The sequence below is a fragment of the Corallococcus macrosporus genome, assembly GCF_017302985.1.
In the GTDB taxonomy this organism is placed as follows: domain Bacteria; phylum Myxococcota; class Myxococcia; order Myxococcales; family Myxococcaceae; genus Corallococcus; species Corallococcus macrosporus_A.
In genome coordinates this window covers 853,400-868,266 of record NZ_JAFIMU010000007.1, presented here as the reverse complement: position 1 = coordinate 868,266, position 14,867 = coordinate 853,400, and the positions used below count along the sequence as shown (strand labels likewise).

Below are 14,867 nucleotides of genomic sequence, written 5' to 3'. Positions count from 1 at the left end.
CGCGCGGCCTTCAGCCCTTGAGCGTGCGCACCAGGTGGTCCGCCACGCGGAAGCTGTTCGCCGCGATGGTGAGCGTGGACGGCACGCTGCCGCCCGACGGCATGAAGCTGCCGTCCACGACGTAGAGGTTGGGCACCTCGTGGGCGCGGCAGTGCTTGTCCAGCACGGAGGCCGCCGGGTCGTCGCCGAAGCGGCAGGTGCCGTGCTGGAGGATGGTGGTTTCGCCCTGCGTGCCCACGCGCTCCACGCTGTCCGGGTCCAGGCGCATGAGCACTTCTTCCCCGCGCTCGACGAGGAAGCGCGTGGCGGCGAAGTCCGCCGGGTGCCGGTCCAGGGTGATGGCGGCCACGGGGATGCCGTACTTGTCCTTCACGCCGGGCTCCACCGTGACGGAGGTGCCGGGCGTGGGGAGGAACTCCGCGTAGACCTCGAACTCGAGGATGCGCGAGTCGCGGTACGCGCGCATGCGGTCCTTCAACTCCTTGCCGAACACGCCGGACCTACCGCTGCCCGCCAGGCCCACCGCCGCGTAGATGGGGTTGGGGTGCGCCCACATGAAGCCCAGCGTGCCGCCCTTGCGGAAGCCGTGGCGCGCGTCCGGCATCATGTAGAAGTCCTGGAGGCTGCGGTTCACGAAGGGCGCGGGGTCCGTGAGCCACGGGCGCGCGGCCTTCTGCTTCGACACCCGGAAGTGCGCGCGCGAGCCGCCGAAGGAGCTGAACAGCAGGTTCCTGCCCACGAGCCCGCTGCCGTTGGCGAGCCCGTTGGGGAAGCGCGCGGAGGTGGAGTTGAGCAGCAGGCGCGCGCTCTCCACGGCGGTGGCGGAGGCGATGATGACCTTCGCGGGCTGCTCCTGCGCGACGCCCTCCGGATCCAGGTACACCACGCTCTTGGCGCGGCCCTGCCGGTCCACTTCGATGGAGCGCGCCATGCAGCCCGGGCGCACCTCCACGTTGCCGGTGGCGATGGCGTTGGGGATGAGGCTCGCGAGCGTGCTGCTCTTGGCGCCCGTCTCGCAGCCGTAGCTGCCGCACAGCGCGCAGTACGCGCATGGAGCGCGGCCCTTGTAGGCCTTGCTGAGGATGCCGCGCGCGGTGGGCAGCGCGTGCCAGCCCAGCGCCGAGCACACCTTGTCGATCTCCGACGCCACCGGGTGCACGTCCAGGGGCGGCAGCGGGTAGGGGCGGCTGCGGGGCTCGGCGAAGGGGTGGGGGACGGCCTGGCCGGAGACGCCCAGCTCCGCTTCCGCCTTGTCGTAGAAGGGCGCCAGCTCCTCGTAGGAGATGGGCCAGTCCGCCACGGTGGTGCCGGGCACGGCGCCCAGCGTGGAGCGCAGGCGGAAGTCCACCGGCTTGAGGCGGTAGAAGAAGCCGCTCATGTGCACGGTGCCGCCGCCCACGCAGTTGGCGGTCCACGCGGCGTTGCTGCGCTCGTAGCGGGCCTTGGGCCCCTGGCGCACCAGGTGCGGCTCCTCCCACGGCAGCGGCATGAAGAAGTTGCGGCGGCTGTTGAGGATCTCGTCGTGGACGAAGTCCTTGGGCTGGTAGTGGCGCCCCTTCTCCAGCACCACGACCTTGAAGCCCGCGCGGCCCAGCTCCAGCGCCAGCGGCGCGCCGCCCGCGCCGCTGCCCACGATGCACACGTCCACGGAAGGCAGGCTCACGGGTGGTGACCTCCGCACTCGCGCAGGCATTTGGGCCCGTCGTAGCCCTCGGGGGGCGCCATGGCGAGCGTGCCCACGGTGTCGAAGCCCATGAGACGCCAGCCCACGCGCCCCTTGTTGCCGCCATAGGACGGGTCGCCCAGGAAGCCCTCCAGGCTGAGCGTCATCAGCAGTTCATAGAAGTGGGCTTCGCCGCTGCCGGCCGGGCTGTCCTTGAAGATGGCGAGCAGCTCATCCTGCTGGGCGGGCGTGGCCTGGGCGAAGCCCTTCTGGAACATGCGCTGCGCGCGGCGCTCCAGCGCGGCCAGTCCCTGGAGGAAGTCGCGGTGCATGGCCTGCAGCCCCTGCGTCTCCAGGATGCGGTCGATGTAGAGCGCCACGTCCGCGTCCTGGGCGCCCGGGTCCTCGTCGCGGGGAAGCAGGCGCTCCGTGGCCGCGACGACGACGGCGTACTCGAAGGCGGAGAAGGTGCGCAGGGCCTGCCCGGCGGTGGTGGTGCCGGTGGGCTCCGCGGGCTTGGGCGCTTCCGCTTCCTTCGAACGTTTACACGCGGCCGCGCCCAGCAGCACGACACCGCCGCCGAAGAAGGTGAGCCGCTGGATGAAGGTGCGCCGGGACAGCTTCGGGGGGAGCGAACGCGCGCGAGCCATGGCGCGCAAGCCTAGCCCAGGTGCCCTAGGATGGCGCGCTCAACCAGGCCGATTGGACCAAGGAGAAGAACCGCATGAAACGGCACGCGTGGCTACTGGGGGCGGCGCTCGCGCTGGGATGTGGCGGCGGCAAGCCGGCCAACCCGGACGCGGGCTCGAATCCGCAGAACGATGGCGGAACGACGGACACGCCCTTCGCGCGGCTGACGGTCGACACGGAGCCGAGCGAGCAGACGGCCCTCTCCAACATCGCGATGGCGGTGGCCCCGGACGACCGTATCGGCATCGCCTACTTCGTGAAGGTGAGCGACAAGGACTTCGAGCTGCGCTACCGCGAGGTGAAGGACGGCCAGGTGCAGGCGACGGGGGAGAAGATCGCCACCGTGCAGCGCATGTACGGCGTGTCGCTGGCGTTCAGCTCCACGGGCCAGCCCGCGGTGAGCTACCTGGGTGGCGGGAGTGATCAGTCGGTCTTCTGGCTCCAGAGCGACCTGGCGGTGTCCTTCCGCAACGCGAACGGCACCTGGACGGAGAGCATCGCGGTGAAGCGGGGCGACGAGGCCATCGCGGGCAACCCGGTGAGCGACACGGGCTACCTCGTGGGAATCAATCCCTCCATCGTCTTCAGGGGCAGCGAGGCGCTGGTCGTCTACCGCGACGTGCACAACGGGCAGTCCCCGCAGCAGGACTGGGCGGGCAGCGACGTGGAGCTGGCCAGCGGCGGGCCCACGACCTGGCAGAAGCGGGTGGTGGCGGCGGGAGGCAATGGCACGGATGAGAAGCCGGCCTATGGCGGGCGCCTCCAGCTGTTGATGGCGGGCGACCAGCCGGCGCTGGTGTTCGACCAGGCGTTCGGCGCCGCGGACGCCTCCGGGCAGAACGTGTTCTTCCAGCGCCGCAACACGGATGGCACCACGTGGACGCCGCCGGTGAAGGTCCAGTCGGTGGGCGGCACGATGCTGGGCGCCTCCCTGGCGTATGACCCGGTGGTGGGCTTCGGCATCGCGGCGGTGGACCGCTTCACCAGCAAGCTCACGTTCATCGGCTGCGGCGGAACGACGGGGACGAAGTGCGCGGCGGCGCAGGACTGGACGACGCCGGACCCCGTCTACCAGACGGGCTCCGGCGGCTGGTACCCGTCGCTGGCGTTCGACCCGAAGACGCACGACCCGTCCATCGCGTTCCACGTCTGCTCGCTGGAGTCCGGGCGCAACGAGGGCAGTTGCTCGCCGTCGGATGACGCGCTCGTCATCGCCACGCGCGTGGAGGACCAGTGGCGCGAGGTGGTGGTGGACACGGCGGGAGGCTGGTCGCCGAAGCTGGCGTTCCTGTCCACCGGACAGCGCGTGGTGCTCTACCGCGCGGGCGGCACGCAGGCCCTGACGCTGGCGGTGGAGCGGTGAGCCTCGCGGGACGCGCCATGGCGGCGCTGGGGCTCGCGGCCGTGCTGGGCGCGGGCGCTGTCGCGTGCCGCGGTGACAACGAGCTGTCCGGCAGCGTGTCGGAGCTGTTCCCCGTCACCGACGTGTCGCGGGTGGAGATCCGCCGCAACCCGGAGGCGCTCCAGGTGAGCTACTTCCGCAACAACGGCCTGGACGTGGACCTGGTCGCGCGGCTCACCGTGGACACGGAGGGCGTGGACCTGAAGCCGGGCACGAAGGTGCAACTGGGCGGCACCACGCCGTCCGGCCGCGACCGCGCGTCGGTGGTGCACGTGGCCGCGGGCGAGCCCGCGCGCGTCTTCACCCAGGTGGAGCGGGGCGACCTGGTCCTGGACGAAGGCGGCAACGCGGGCGAGGCCACGCGCGGGGACTTCTCCCTGTCGTTCAAGAAGGGCGACGGCTACGGCGCGGGGCGCAGCATGGAGGGGACGTTCAACTCCCTGGCGCTCGACGCGGGCTTCGGTCCGGACCTGGGCGACGTGGTGGTGGACGAGCCCGCTCCCTGATCCACCCCGGGGCTTCCGGTGACTTCAAGCCGGAAGCCCTGGGCTTCGTCTCACGGCGTGCAGGTGTCGAGCGCCGCCATGCCCTGGGAGAGCTGCCCCTGGTGCGTGGCGAACCGAGCGAGCGCCGGAGCGCCCCCGTCCAGGAAGAGCTGGCGAGCGGCGTCCACCGCGTCCCGCGCGTGCACCGTCACGGTGGTGCCGCGGGCATCCGTCACCTTCACCGCGCCGTCCTGCTGGCCCTGGGCGCGGATGAGCAGGGCACCCGCCTCGTCGCGCGCGACCATGCCGTCCTCCAGCGGCTCGAAGTAGCGCACCAGCGGCTCCTGGCCCTCGCGCTGCAACTCCAGGCGCATGACGCCGGACTCCACGTCGCGGGACATCTTCAGCGTGTCGGTGGGGCCGAGCTTCACGATGCGCGTGTCGCTGTCCTCGCCCTCCACGCTGCTCACCGGGTTGCTGCCGGTCCAGAACTCGATGCTGTTGACGACGAGCGCGTCCACCAGCGTGCCAATCTCATAGACAGGCACCACGACGAACACGAGGAACACCAGCCACTGGACGAACTTGTTGCCGGAGATGCCCTTGTTGAACTGCCAGATCTTCGTCGTGAGCTTGAACGAGCCGAAGCAGCCGGTGGCGTTCATCATCAGGACACCCGCGCACAGCACGCCGAGCCAGCGGGACGGACGCATCTTCATGAAGCCCTCCTGGGGGATGGGGGACCGCGGAAGCGGCCGCCACCATGCCACGAAGGCTTCAGTCCGGCTCGCTCTGAACCAGCCCGTACTTGTGCAGGAGCGAATAGAGGTGCTTGCGGTCCAGCTCCGCCTCGCGAGCGGCGCGGGCGATGTTGCCCCGGGCGCGGCCCAGGAGGCGCGTGAGGTACTCGCGCTCGAAGGCGCGCACGAGCTCGTCCTTGCAGACCTTGAACGGCCCGGTGAACTCCACCGGCAGGAAGTCCCCGGCGGGCGCGGGCACGTCGCGGGTGTACTCGCGCAGGAGGTTGTCCCCGGCGAGGCCCGGGATGTCCACCATGTGCCGGGCGCGCTCCAGGGCGTTGCGCAACTCGCGCACGTTGCCCGGCCAGGTGTGCCCCAGGAACTGCTCTTGAATCTTCTCCGGCAGCCGGGGCCAGAGGCCCTCGCCCGCGAAGGCCTCCACGAGCAGCGGGATGTCCTCCTTGCGGTCGCGCAGGGGCGGCAGGCTGACGGTGAAGACAGACAGGCGGAAGTAGAGGTCCTCGCGGAAGCGGCCCGCCTGCGTCTCCGCCCACAGGTCCTTCTTGCTGGCCACGACGATGCGCGCGTCGAAGGAGATGGGCGTGGAGGAGCCCAGGCGCCGGAACTCGCGGTCTTCAATGGCGCGCAGCAGCTTGGGCTGCAGGTCCAGGGCGAGGTCGTCGATTTCGTCCAGGAAGAGGGTGCCGCCGTGGGCGCGCTCCAGGCAGCCGATGCGCTGGCCCACCGCGCCGGTGAAGGCGCCCTTCTCGTGGCCGAAGAGCTCGGACTCGATGAGGGAGTCGGACACGCTGGCGCAGTCGAAGACCACGAGCGGCCCGGACGCGCGGGGGCTCAACTTGTGGATGGCCTTGGCGCCCGCGCCCTTGCCGGAGCCCGTCTCGCCCACCAGGAGCACGGTGGAGTCCGTGGGGGCGATGCGCTGGAGCAGCGCGAAGATCTGCCGCATGGGCACGCTGCGGCCCACCAGGTCGCCCAGCCGGTCCTCGGCGGTGGGCTCCACCTGCACGGGCGCCATCTGCGGGCTGAAGCGCAGGCGCACGTCGCCCACTTCCAGGAGGGCGCCGGGGCGCAGGTAGGCCTCACGCACCTGGGCGCCGTCGAGGAAGGTGCCGTTGGTGGAGCCCAGGTCCTGCACGAGGAAGCGGTCACCCTGGCGGCGGACCACGAGGTGGTTGCGGCTGACGGTGGGGTGGTCGATGACGACGTCGTTGTCGGTGGACTTGCCGACGCGAAGGTCCTCGGTGGCCAGCGGGTACACGGTGCCCGCGCGTTCGGTGTCCAGCAGCACCAGGTGGAAGCGCTGTGCGGACAGCGGCTCGCCCAGCGCCCGCGCGGCGACGACGGTGTGCGTGGGGATGGGGGCGGGGGGAACGGGGGGCATGAGCGGCCGGGATTCTAGTCGGCTTCTGGCCCGCGCGAACGTTCTGTCGGTACGGACCGTGCCCGGCTGGTGGCCAGCCGGGCACGGCGCGTCATTCCCCAGGGGACGTTTTCACCGGTTTGTTTTCTCGGGCGGTGAGACGTGGGGGCTCAAGGGTTCTTCTTCAGGAGGACCGCGTCCGTGGAACCGTTCCACTGGCCGAGCAGCGCACCGGAGGTCCACCCCGCGGAGACTGCGTTCCCAGAGGGATCCACGCAGACCGCCATGGCTTCCTCCTCCAGCCCGGTCCCTGCCTGGCGGAAGGTCGAGGTCGGACTCCCAGTAGGGCTCCACTTCCAGAGGAAGAAGTCCGCGCCGCCGCCGTAGTTGGGGAAGCCGTTGAGCGGCCCCCCAGTACGGCCCGCGACCCAGATGTTGTTCGTCTGGGGATCCACGGCCACCGCGTTGACGGCGTCGTCACCCCAGGTTCCCACCAGCTCCAGCCAGATGGGAGAGAAGTCCGCCGCGCTGAGCTTGGCGACGACGCCCTCCTGGCCACCGGCGCTCTGCTTTCCAGGAACGAGTCCGCTGGCGAAGCCGCCAATCACCAGCGCGCCAGTGGTGTCGCGGGCAAGCGACGACACGGAGGTGATGCCAAGCCCGCCCAGGGACGTATGGGCCAGCTGCTGGGTGCCATCGGCGCTGTACTTGCCGATGAACCCCGCGATGGGCTGGGCGTTGGAGGAGGAGCGGATCTCCCCGGCGACGAAGATGTTCCCCTGGGCATCGAGTGCGATGCCCGTCGGTCCGAGGCTGGCGCTCGTGTTCCCGAAATGGACGTGCTTCCACAGGATGGCACCGGTCTCACCGCTCAGCTTCGCGATGAGGATGAGGGCGCCGTCCGGCATCCCGCCTCCCGTTTCGTATCCCCACGTCCCACCCGCGACATAGACGTCGCCCGCGGCATCCACCGCCACCGCGCGCAAATCACTGAAGCCAGACGTGCCCACCCGCTGGGTCCAGCCACGGTTGCCGGCCGTGTCGTACTGCGCCACGAAGCCGGCGGGCACGAGCGAACTCGTCGACGTTCCAGGCAGCGGCCCCGTGGTCAATCCCACCATGTACAGATAGTGCTGGGTGGGCGCGAAGGGAGGCGTGCCCGAGTAGGCGAGGGCATAGGCCTGGTCGTCCTCGGATCCACCCAGCTGGCGCGTCCAGCCGTTGTTACCCGTCGCGGAGTGTTGCTTCAGGATGGCGTCCGCCTTGCCCTGGTTGGTGAACCCGAAGCTGCCCCTTGAGTAACCCGCGGCGTAGACATTGCCAGCGCTGTCGGTCACGACCGCGTTGTATTGGTCGGAATCACTGGTGCCGCGCTGCCGCTGCCACTCGCCGGAAGGAGTCGAGCCCACGCCGCAATCACTCTCGACGGCGCCCAGGTCCAGCCGGGCAGGGCTTCCGCAGGGGACGGTGGGATCATTGTCGTTGTTGGTATCATCCAGCGCCGCGTTGCGGGCCGGGGAGCCCGTGAGCGTCATGTAGCCGGTATGCGCGGAGTTGGGGTCGAAGAGGGGATCCAGCTCGAAGCTGGCCGCGTCCAGGCCGGTCGCCGACTTCCACTGCGCGAGGTTTCGCGGCGCGAAGGTATCCGGCTCGTTGTCCTTGCGCAGCAGCACGGGCCCCGAGGTGTTGAAGACGAGGTTGTAGTTGCTCGTCAGCCCCGGCGAATAGGTGGATGAAGTGTGGAAGTCCAGCGCACCGCCCTTGCGCTGGCCCACCTTGCTGGCCTCCAGGTACTGCACGGTGCCCGTGTTCCGGATGATGTTGTTCCAGACGTGCACGTTGACGGCCTGCTGGAGGCGGCGGGCGTTCAGGTCGTTGTTCCATCCGTCGATGCCCAGGCGGATCGCCGAGTGTCCCACCTCATCGAAGGTGTTGTTGTAGATGTCCACGTCCCGCGCGTAGTCGATCCGGATGCCATCCGCGCAGCCGACGCCGCCACGAATGCCCGGCGTCTGGGTTCCATTCGTTGCATCGCCGTCGCCATCCTGGGTCATCCGGAAGATTTGATTCCTCCGGATGACGACGTTGCTGACGTAGGTGGGGCCGGAGTCCGTGGCCTGGACCTTGAAGTTGTTGCCGAGCATGACGCCCAGCCCGCTGTCGGAGATGCGGTTGTTCTCGAAGAGGATGTTGCTGGAGCCGAAGTGGAAGATGACGGCATCCCCGCCGCACTGGGTCGCGGTGTTCGACTTGGGCCGATAGCCTGAATAGACGCCGTTGCGGACCGTGACGCCCACGCACTCCTTGATGTCGACGGCGTTCTCGAAGTCACCCGTGAAGGTGTTGTTCTCCAGGGTGATGTCCGTGGAGGGCCCCAGTTGTTCAGGGGTCCAGCCGTCCTGCGGCGTCTCCCGGCCCTGGCACTGGAAGGCGTCACCGGAGCTTCCCGTGATGGTGTTGCCGCGCACGAGGATCCGCGAGCTCTTCTTGGTCACGAGGATGCCATGCGCGTCCTGGATCGCGTCGCCAGAGGGATACATCCGCGCGTTGTCGATGAAGTGGTTCCGGTCGAAGAGGATGTCCTCGGAGTTCGTGACCACTGCTCCGCCGTTGTCGCAGCGGCGGACATCCATGAAGCGCAAGGCGATGGAGCGGATGCGGGGCTGGACGTTGACCGTGTTGAACAGCGTGATGCCGACGACGGGGGCCTCCTCGCAGTCAATGCTCAGGCCCTCGACACTCCAGTAGGCCGCGCCGTCGACGAAGACGAGGGGGGCCAGCCGCCGGTTCTGGGTGGCATGCATGGGAGAGTAGAGGGTGGGATTCGCGTAGAACCCACTGGAGCTGACCATCTCCTCGGGGGCCCGCATGATGCGGAACGGCTGGCTCGGACTGCCGGCCCGGGAGATGACGACCTGCTCGCTGTAGCGGTCATCCGGGCTGGGGGTGAAGGCCGGCTGGTGCACGTAGATGGTTCCGCCCGGGGGCACGTGGTCCACGGCGTACTGCAGGGTGGCCCACGCGGTCTGGGGCGTGAGACCGTCACTGTTGTCGGAGCAGTAGGGGCGGTCCGCGTTTGGGATGCCTCCCCAGGTCCCGCAGAGGATCCCGACGTGACGGATCAGGTGCGGAGCAGAGGGCGCGGCGTCGACGAACGCCGTGTTCATGGCGCTTCTCGCACCGACGCAGGGGGTGCCAGCGCTCACGGACGCGCAGGAAGGCAGGAGCGCCTGCGTGGCGGTCCTGGTGGCCAGGCGGACCTGCGGCTCTTCACGGGGCCGCTCAGGTTCGACGTCCTGACAACCGAGTGCCAGCCCCAGCAGCAGCAGGGCGCCAGATAAAGGATGGAAGAGGTGACGGGGGATGGGATGGATGGCTTCTGACATGGCGGTGGTGGGTCGACGTTGACGCCGGGGATGGCGTGCTTCGAAGACGCAACGGCACGTTTGGTCTGGCGATGTCAGGGGCGGAAAGTCGGAGGGATTGTTGGGTGTCTGGCGTTGGAGGGACTGGATTGACGTCTGGTGAAAAGAAGACGGCCGCCCTCCCCGTGACGGGAAGGACGGCCGTGCAAGGCATTGCCGCTGGCTGCGGCGTCAGTCGCCTTCGTAGATGCCGATGAGGCCCGGGGTGACGACGCCCGTCTTCGCGTTCTTGACGCCCTCGATGGCCACGAGCACGCGGCGCTTGCCGGCGGAGCGGTCGAACTGGATGTCGGACACGCTGCTGACGGAGGTGACCACGTTGCCGAAGACGTCACCGCTGTACTTCACCGTGCTGCCGCCCTTCAGGCGCGTGATGCCGCCCCACCAGTTGGCGCCCACCCAGAGGCTGCCGTCCCAGGGGTCCGTCGCCACGGAGGACGTGGGCGCCATCGCGGAGTTGCCACCGCTCGCGGGCGTGTAGTTGACCAGGTCCTGCATCACCTTCGTCTGGACGGTGCCATCCGGGCCCAGGCGCGCCAGGCCGTAGTAGAAGGAGCTGACCCAGACATCTCCGTTGCCAGCCATCGCCATGCCGGAGACGTTGTCGTCCACGCGCTGCTCGGGCTTCGGGTAGTTCGGCACGGCGTCAGCCCAGATGTCGAAGCGGTTCCACTCGTAACCCGAGTCCTCCGTCTCGGACTGGGCGCGCCAGTAGTTGTCCCCGTTCGTTCCGTAGCGGAAGCGCGTGGAGCGGATCTGCCCACCGAAGAAGACGTCGTGGTTCTCCGTGATGGCGATGCCGTAGTACCGGTCCGACAGGACCTCGTCCTTGGGGCCGGCGATGGCGGGGTGCACGTGCTCGTAGAGGCCCGCGCACTCGAACTCCCACTTGAACTTCTCCTCACCCGGCGCGGGCGGCTGGTTCCAGGGGCGGGGATCCCAGCAGTAGGCCGGGACGATGCCGTTGAACTTCGCGTCACCCATGGCGAAGCCGTGGTTGCCGCCGAACCAGACGACCTCCTTCACCGGGTCGTAGGCGATGCGGTAGATGGTGCAGAGCTTCTCGCGCCCGCGCAGCTCGCGGGAGACCTTCGTGGGACCGGTGTGGATGTCGTAGTGCACGACGTCCAGCGTGCCGTCCGCCTTGAGCGTCACCTTGTCCGCGTCACCGCTCTTGTAGACGCTGGCGTCCGGCTCGCGGTGGTCGTTCTCCGCCTGGTCCCACTCGTCCTCGCAGGTGGGCATGCCCGCCTTGGGCGGCTTGCCGGCGTAGCCGACGAACACCGTGCCCGCGGGACCGCCCGCCACGGAGATGACCTTGAGGTACGGCACGCCCGGCGGAGGACCGCCCACGCCGTCGCGCATGCGGCCGAACGGGTGGAGACCGTCGGACATGGTGAAGCGTTGGATGGTGTTGGAGCCCTTCTTGATGAGGAACAGGCCCTCCTCGCCACCCGCGACCCAGACGTTGCCGCCCTGGTCCGCGGAGATGCCGTACACGTAGCGCGGCGCGCCCATCTCCTGGTTGTAGAACGTCCAGCCCGGTGCCGAGGGCAGAGGATAGGTCTGCACCTTCTCCGGAACGCCCGCGTCCGTGCCTGCATCCGTGCCCGCGTCGGTGCCCGTTCCGGCATCCGTGCCCGTACCCGCGTCGGTGCCAGTCCCGGCATCCGTGCCGGTGCCCGCATCGGTGCCGGTGCCCGCGTCGGGGACCTGCGTGCCCGCGTCCACCTCACCCGTGCCGCCGTCCTGCAGCCGCGGGTCCTCCACCGGCGTCACCGGCACCGTCGGGTTGTCCACGTCCCGCGTGTTGCCGTCGTCCCCACCGCAGCCCGCCCACCCCAGCGCTCCCACCAGCAGGACCGCCCCCGTCCACCGCCACCCGTGCTTCATATGACGCCCACCTCACACTCGCGCAGCGGGAGGTCCCCTTGCCGGACCTCCTCGTTCGAGCCCTTCCTGGCAAGGAGGGTGCCAGCCCCTGGAGGCCGAAAACCGTCGGATCACGGGCAGTGCGCGTCCCGGGAGCGCCACCGGGTGGGCAACCGTTTACCCAATGTGTGAACGCCGGGGTCCCGAAGCGCCCCCTAACCGTGCTAGGGCCTGGGCAATGGCTGGGAACGACGCACGCGGCCGCACCCCGCTGTCCCTCGTGGGACAGGAGCCGGACCTCGTCTTCTACACACGGCAGGCTTCCGAACATGGCGGTCCCGTGCTCGTGCTGGGCGCCGCCAATGGCCGAGTGCCCTGGGCGCTGGCGGGCCATGGCTTCGACACCGTGGGTGTGGACCCCTCGGAGGCGATGATCCGCTCCGCCGAGGAGCGCCGCGCCTCCGAGTCCTCCGACGTCTCCGGCCGCACGCGCCTCATGGCCGCCGACCCCCGTGCGCTGCGGCTGCCGGAGAAGTTCCCCCTGGTGCTCGCCCCACAGCACGCGCTGGGGCTGATGGCCGGGCGCGACGACCTGGAGGCGTTCCTCGCCACCGTGCGCCACCACCTGGCCCCCGGCGGCACCTTCATCTACGACGTGCTCAACGCCCCGCGCGAACCCGTGCTGCCGCGCGACGACGACGAGCCCGGCGCCGCGGTGGAGCCCCGCCGCCCCCTCTTCGCCCTGCACCTGCGCGAGCGGCGCCCGGCCGGCGGCCAGAGCCCCATCCGCCGCCTCAAGCTGCGCCACTTCCTCCCCGAGGAGCTGGAGACCGCCCTCACCGCCAGCGGCCTTACGCTGCGCGAGCGCTTCGGCCGCTTCGACGGCAAGCCCTTCGACCTCGAGGACCTGCGCCAGATTGGCGTCGCCGGAAGCTAGCGAGCCGCTTCAGCGCTCGAAGCGGTAGCCCAGCCCGCGCACCGTGAGGAAGTGCCGGGGCGCCTCCGGGTCCGCTTCGAACTTCAGCCGAAGCTGGCGCATGAAGTTGTCCACCGTGCGCGCGCTGCCCTCGTAGTGGTAGCCCCACGCGCCGGACAAGAGTTCCTCGCGGGTGAAGGTTCGGCCCGGGTGCGCGAGGAAGTGCGCCAGCAGCTTGAACTCCTGCGCGGTCAGGTCCACCGGCTGCCCGTCGCGCGACACCGTGCGCTGGGACAGGTCCACCTTCACGTCCCCGAACGTCACCGGCGGCGGCGCGGTGCCCGTGCCGCCGAACCTGCGGCGCAGCACCGCCTTGATGCGCGCGAGCAATTCCTGGAGCCCGAAGGGCTTCACCACGTAGTCGTCCGCGCCCAGGTTGAGGCCCAATATCTTGTCCGACTCCTGGCCCCGCGCGGACAGCACCACCACGGGCGTGTCGCGGCCGCGCGCGCGCAGCTCGCGAATCACTTCGTAGCCGTTGAGCTCCGGGAGCATCAGGTCCAGCACCAGCAGGTCCGGCGCTTCATCCAGCGCCTTGGCCAGGCCCGTGCGGCCGTCCTGGGCCTGGAGGACCTCGTAGCCCTCGAAGCGCAGGTTCATGGACACGCCGGTGAGGATGGACAGGTCGTCCTCCACCACCAGGATGCGCCGGGGCTTCTCCTCTGAAGGGACGGACGTGCTCATGCGCGGCTCACCGGCAGCTGGATGGTGAAGCAGCTGCCCTGGCCGGGCTCGCTCTTCAGGGTGATGCGGCCACCGTGCGCCTCCACGATGCGCTTGCTGATGGCGAGCCCCAGGCCGCTGCCCTCCGTCTTGCGCGTGAGCAGGTTGTCCACCCGGTAGAAGCGCTCGAAGATGCGCCTGCGGTCCTTCCTGGCGATTCCCACCCCGTTGTCCTCCACCGACAGGTTCACGTGTCCGCCGTCTCTCTGTGCCCGGAGGGCGATTCTGCGGTTCGTGGGCCCACTGTACTTGTAGGCATTCTGCAACAGGTTGAGCAGCGCGCCCGCCACCGCGACGCGGTCCACCTCCACGCGAGGCAAGCCGTCGTCCACGTTCACGGTGAACTGCATGTCGTCGCCCAGCCGCTGCGTGCGGAAGGCCGCCACCGCCGCGTCCACCACCTCCGTCACCGGCAGCGCGTCGCGCTGGTACACCTTGCGGCCGCTCTCGATGCGCGCCCAGTCCAGCACCCGCTCGATGAGGTCCGACAGCCGCTCGGTCTCCTTCGTGAGCAGGTCCAGCACCTCCTGCTGCTGCGCCGGATCCTTCAACCGTCCCAGCGCCAGCGTCTCGATGAACATGCGGATGGAGGTGAGCGGCGTGCGCAGCTCATGGCTCACCAGCGACACGAAGTCCGTCTTCATGCGCGACAGGCGCGCCTCGCGGTAGAGCACGCGGCCGGTGTACGCCACGCCGAAGGTGAGCGTCAGGTAGAACAAACCCAGCAGCACGCCGTAAACGACGCGGTTGCGCGTGGAGGCGCTCGCCACGGGGTCCTCGCCGGTGGGCAGCACCACCAGGCGGAAGTCCTGCAGCGGCGCGGACAGCACCCGCTCCGCGAGCACCGGCGGCCCCAGCGCGTTCTGCCGCGCCTGGGCCACCTCCGACATCAGCCGGTTGACGAGCCCGCCCTCGCCGGTGGTGTCGCGCGGCACGGGCAGGAGCGTGAAGCGCACGGGCTCCGACGTGGCCCGGCCCTGCGCCTTGTCCGACAGGAGCGCGTCCAGCGCGATGCCTGACAGCCGCACGCCGCGCACGGAGGCGCCCTGACGCTCGGCGGCCACCATCACCGCGCGGCTGCCCGTGGCGAGCGAGAAGACGGTGGTCACCGTCGGCAGCGAGGCGGCCTCCGGCACCAGCGCCGCCAGGGCCTCCGCCAACTGCGGATCCTTCGTGCGCACCAGCCCGTTCTCGACATGGAAGGTGCCCTCCGGGTCGGACAGCTCCTGGTCGTCCGGCAAGAGGAACGCCAGCCGCTCGTTGCCCACCGGCTCCAGGCGTCCGCGGCTGAGCGCCCGGGGCACCTCCGCGGACAGGTCCGCCAGCGTGCCGCGCCACGCGGCCTCCAGGCGTTTCTCCACCGCGGCGCGCTCGTTGATGATGGCCACGACGCCGAAGCCGGACAGGCCGGCCGAGGGCAGCACGACCAGCAGGATGAGCAGCGCGAACGTGCGCCGGAAGCTGAGGATGACGGGCGCGGGACGTGACACGGCCCCCCGTGTCTACACGC

General features: G+C 69.8%; 11 protein-coding genes. 3 read left to right on the top strand and 8 right to left on the bottom strand.

Annotated elements, in window-relative coordinates:
- Positions 1-10: 10 nt before the first annotated feature.
- Both JYK02_RS15800 and JYK02_RS15795 read right to left on the bottom strand, forming a co-directional pair.
- Complete coding sequence (locus tag JYK02_RS15800) at positions 11-1,663, bottom strand: GMC oxidoreductase (RefSeq protein ID WP_207051901.1); 1,653 nt, start codon at positions 1,661-1,663, stop codon at positions 11-13.
- Complete coding sequence (locus tag JYK02_RS15795; RefSeq protein ID WP_207051899.1) at positions 1,660-2,313, bottom strand: gluconate 2-dehydrogenase subunit 3 family protein; 654 nt, start codon at positions 2,311-2,313, stop codon at positions 1,660-1,662. The genes JYK02_RS15800 and JYK02_RS15795 overlap by 4 nt, the downstream gene beginning before the upstream one ends.
- Positions 2,314-2,387: 74 nt before the next feature.
- Between JYK02_RS15795 and JYK02_RS15790 the strand changes: the two genes are divergently transcribed.
- On the top strand, positions 2,388-3,716 hold the full coding sequence (locus JYK02_RS15790) for a hypothetical protein (protein WP_207051897.1): 1,329 nt from the start codon (positions 2,388-2,390) through the stop codon (positions 3,714-3,716).
- Complete coding sequence (locus tag JYK02_RS15785; protein ID WP_207051895.1) at positions 3,713-4,261, top strand: hypothetical protein; 549 nt, start codon at positions 3,713-3,715, stop codon at positions 4,259-4,261. Before JYK02_RS15790 ends, JYK02_RS15785 begins: the two co-directional genes overlap by 4 nt.
- A gap of 50 nt (positions 4,262-4,311) precedes the next feature.
- Here the strand turns inward: JYK02_RS15785 and JYK02_RS15780 are convergent, their stop codons facing one another.
- The 4 genes from JYK02_RS15780 to JYK02_RS15765 form a co-directional block, all read right to left on the bottom strand.
- Positions 4,312-4,959 (bottom strand): DUF3332 domain-containing protein, encoded by a 648-nt coding sequence (locus JYK02_RS15780; RefSeq protein ID WP_207051893.1) that lies wholly within the window; start codon positions 4,957-4,959, stop codon positions 4,312-4,314.
- A gap of 58 nt (positions 4,960-5,017) precedes the next feature.
- Positions 5,018-6,382, bottom strand: coding sequence for a sigma 54-interacting transcriptional regulator (locus tag JYK02_RS15775; protein ID WP_207051891.1), 1,365 nt, complete (start codon positions 6,380-6,382; stop codon positions 5,018-5,020).
- A 149-nt stretch (positions 6,383-6,531) separates the two neighbouring features.
- Positions 6,532-9,528, bottom strand: a complete 2,997-nt coding sequence (locus JYK02_RS15770) for an SBBP repeat-containing protein (protein ID WP_207051889.1) — start codon at positions 9,526-9,528, stop codon at positions 6,532-6,534.
- A 429-nt stretch (positions 9,529-9,957) separates the two neighbouring features.
- Positions 9,958-11,679, bottom strand: a complete 1,722-nt coding sequence (locus tag JYK02_RS15765; RefSeq protein WP_207051887.1) for a hypothetical protein — start codon at positions 11,677-11,679, stop codon at positions 9,958-9,960.
- Positions 11,680-11,896: 217 nt separating this feature from the next.
- On the opposite strand from JYK02_RS15765, the gene JYK02_RS15760 reads away from it, so the two are divergent.
- On the top strand, positions 11,897-12,595 hold the full coding sequence (locus tag JYK02_RS15760; protein WP_207051885.1) for a class I SAM-dependent methyltransferase: 699 nt from the start codon (positions 11,897-11,899) through the stop codon (positions 12,593-12,595).
- Positions 12,596-12,604: 9 nt separating this feature from the next.
- On the opposite strand, the gene JYK02_RS15755 is transcribed toward JYK02_RS15760, so the two are convergent.
- Together JYK02_RS15755 and JYK02_RS15750 are read right to left on the bottom strand one after the other, a co-directional pair.
- Positions 12,605-13,318 (bottom strand): response regulator transcription factor, encoded by a 714-nt coding sequence (locus JYK02_RS15755; RefSeq protein WP_207051883.1) that lies wholly within the window; start codon positions 13,316-13,318, stop codon positions 12,605-12,607.
- The gene (locus JYK02_RS15750) at positions 13,315-14,847 is read right to left on the bottom strand and encodes an ATP-binding protein (RefSeq protein WP_207051882.1); all 1,533 of its coding nucleotides are present in this window, start codon (positions 14,845-14,847) and stop codon (positions 13,315-13,317) included. Before JYK02_RS15750 ends, JYK02_RS15755 begins: the two co-directional genes overlap by 4 nt.
- Positions 14,848-14,867: the final 20 nt, after the last annotated feature.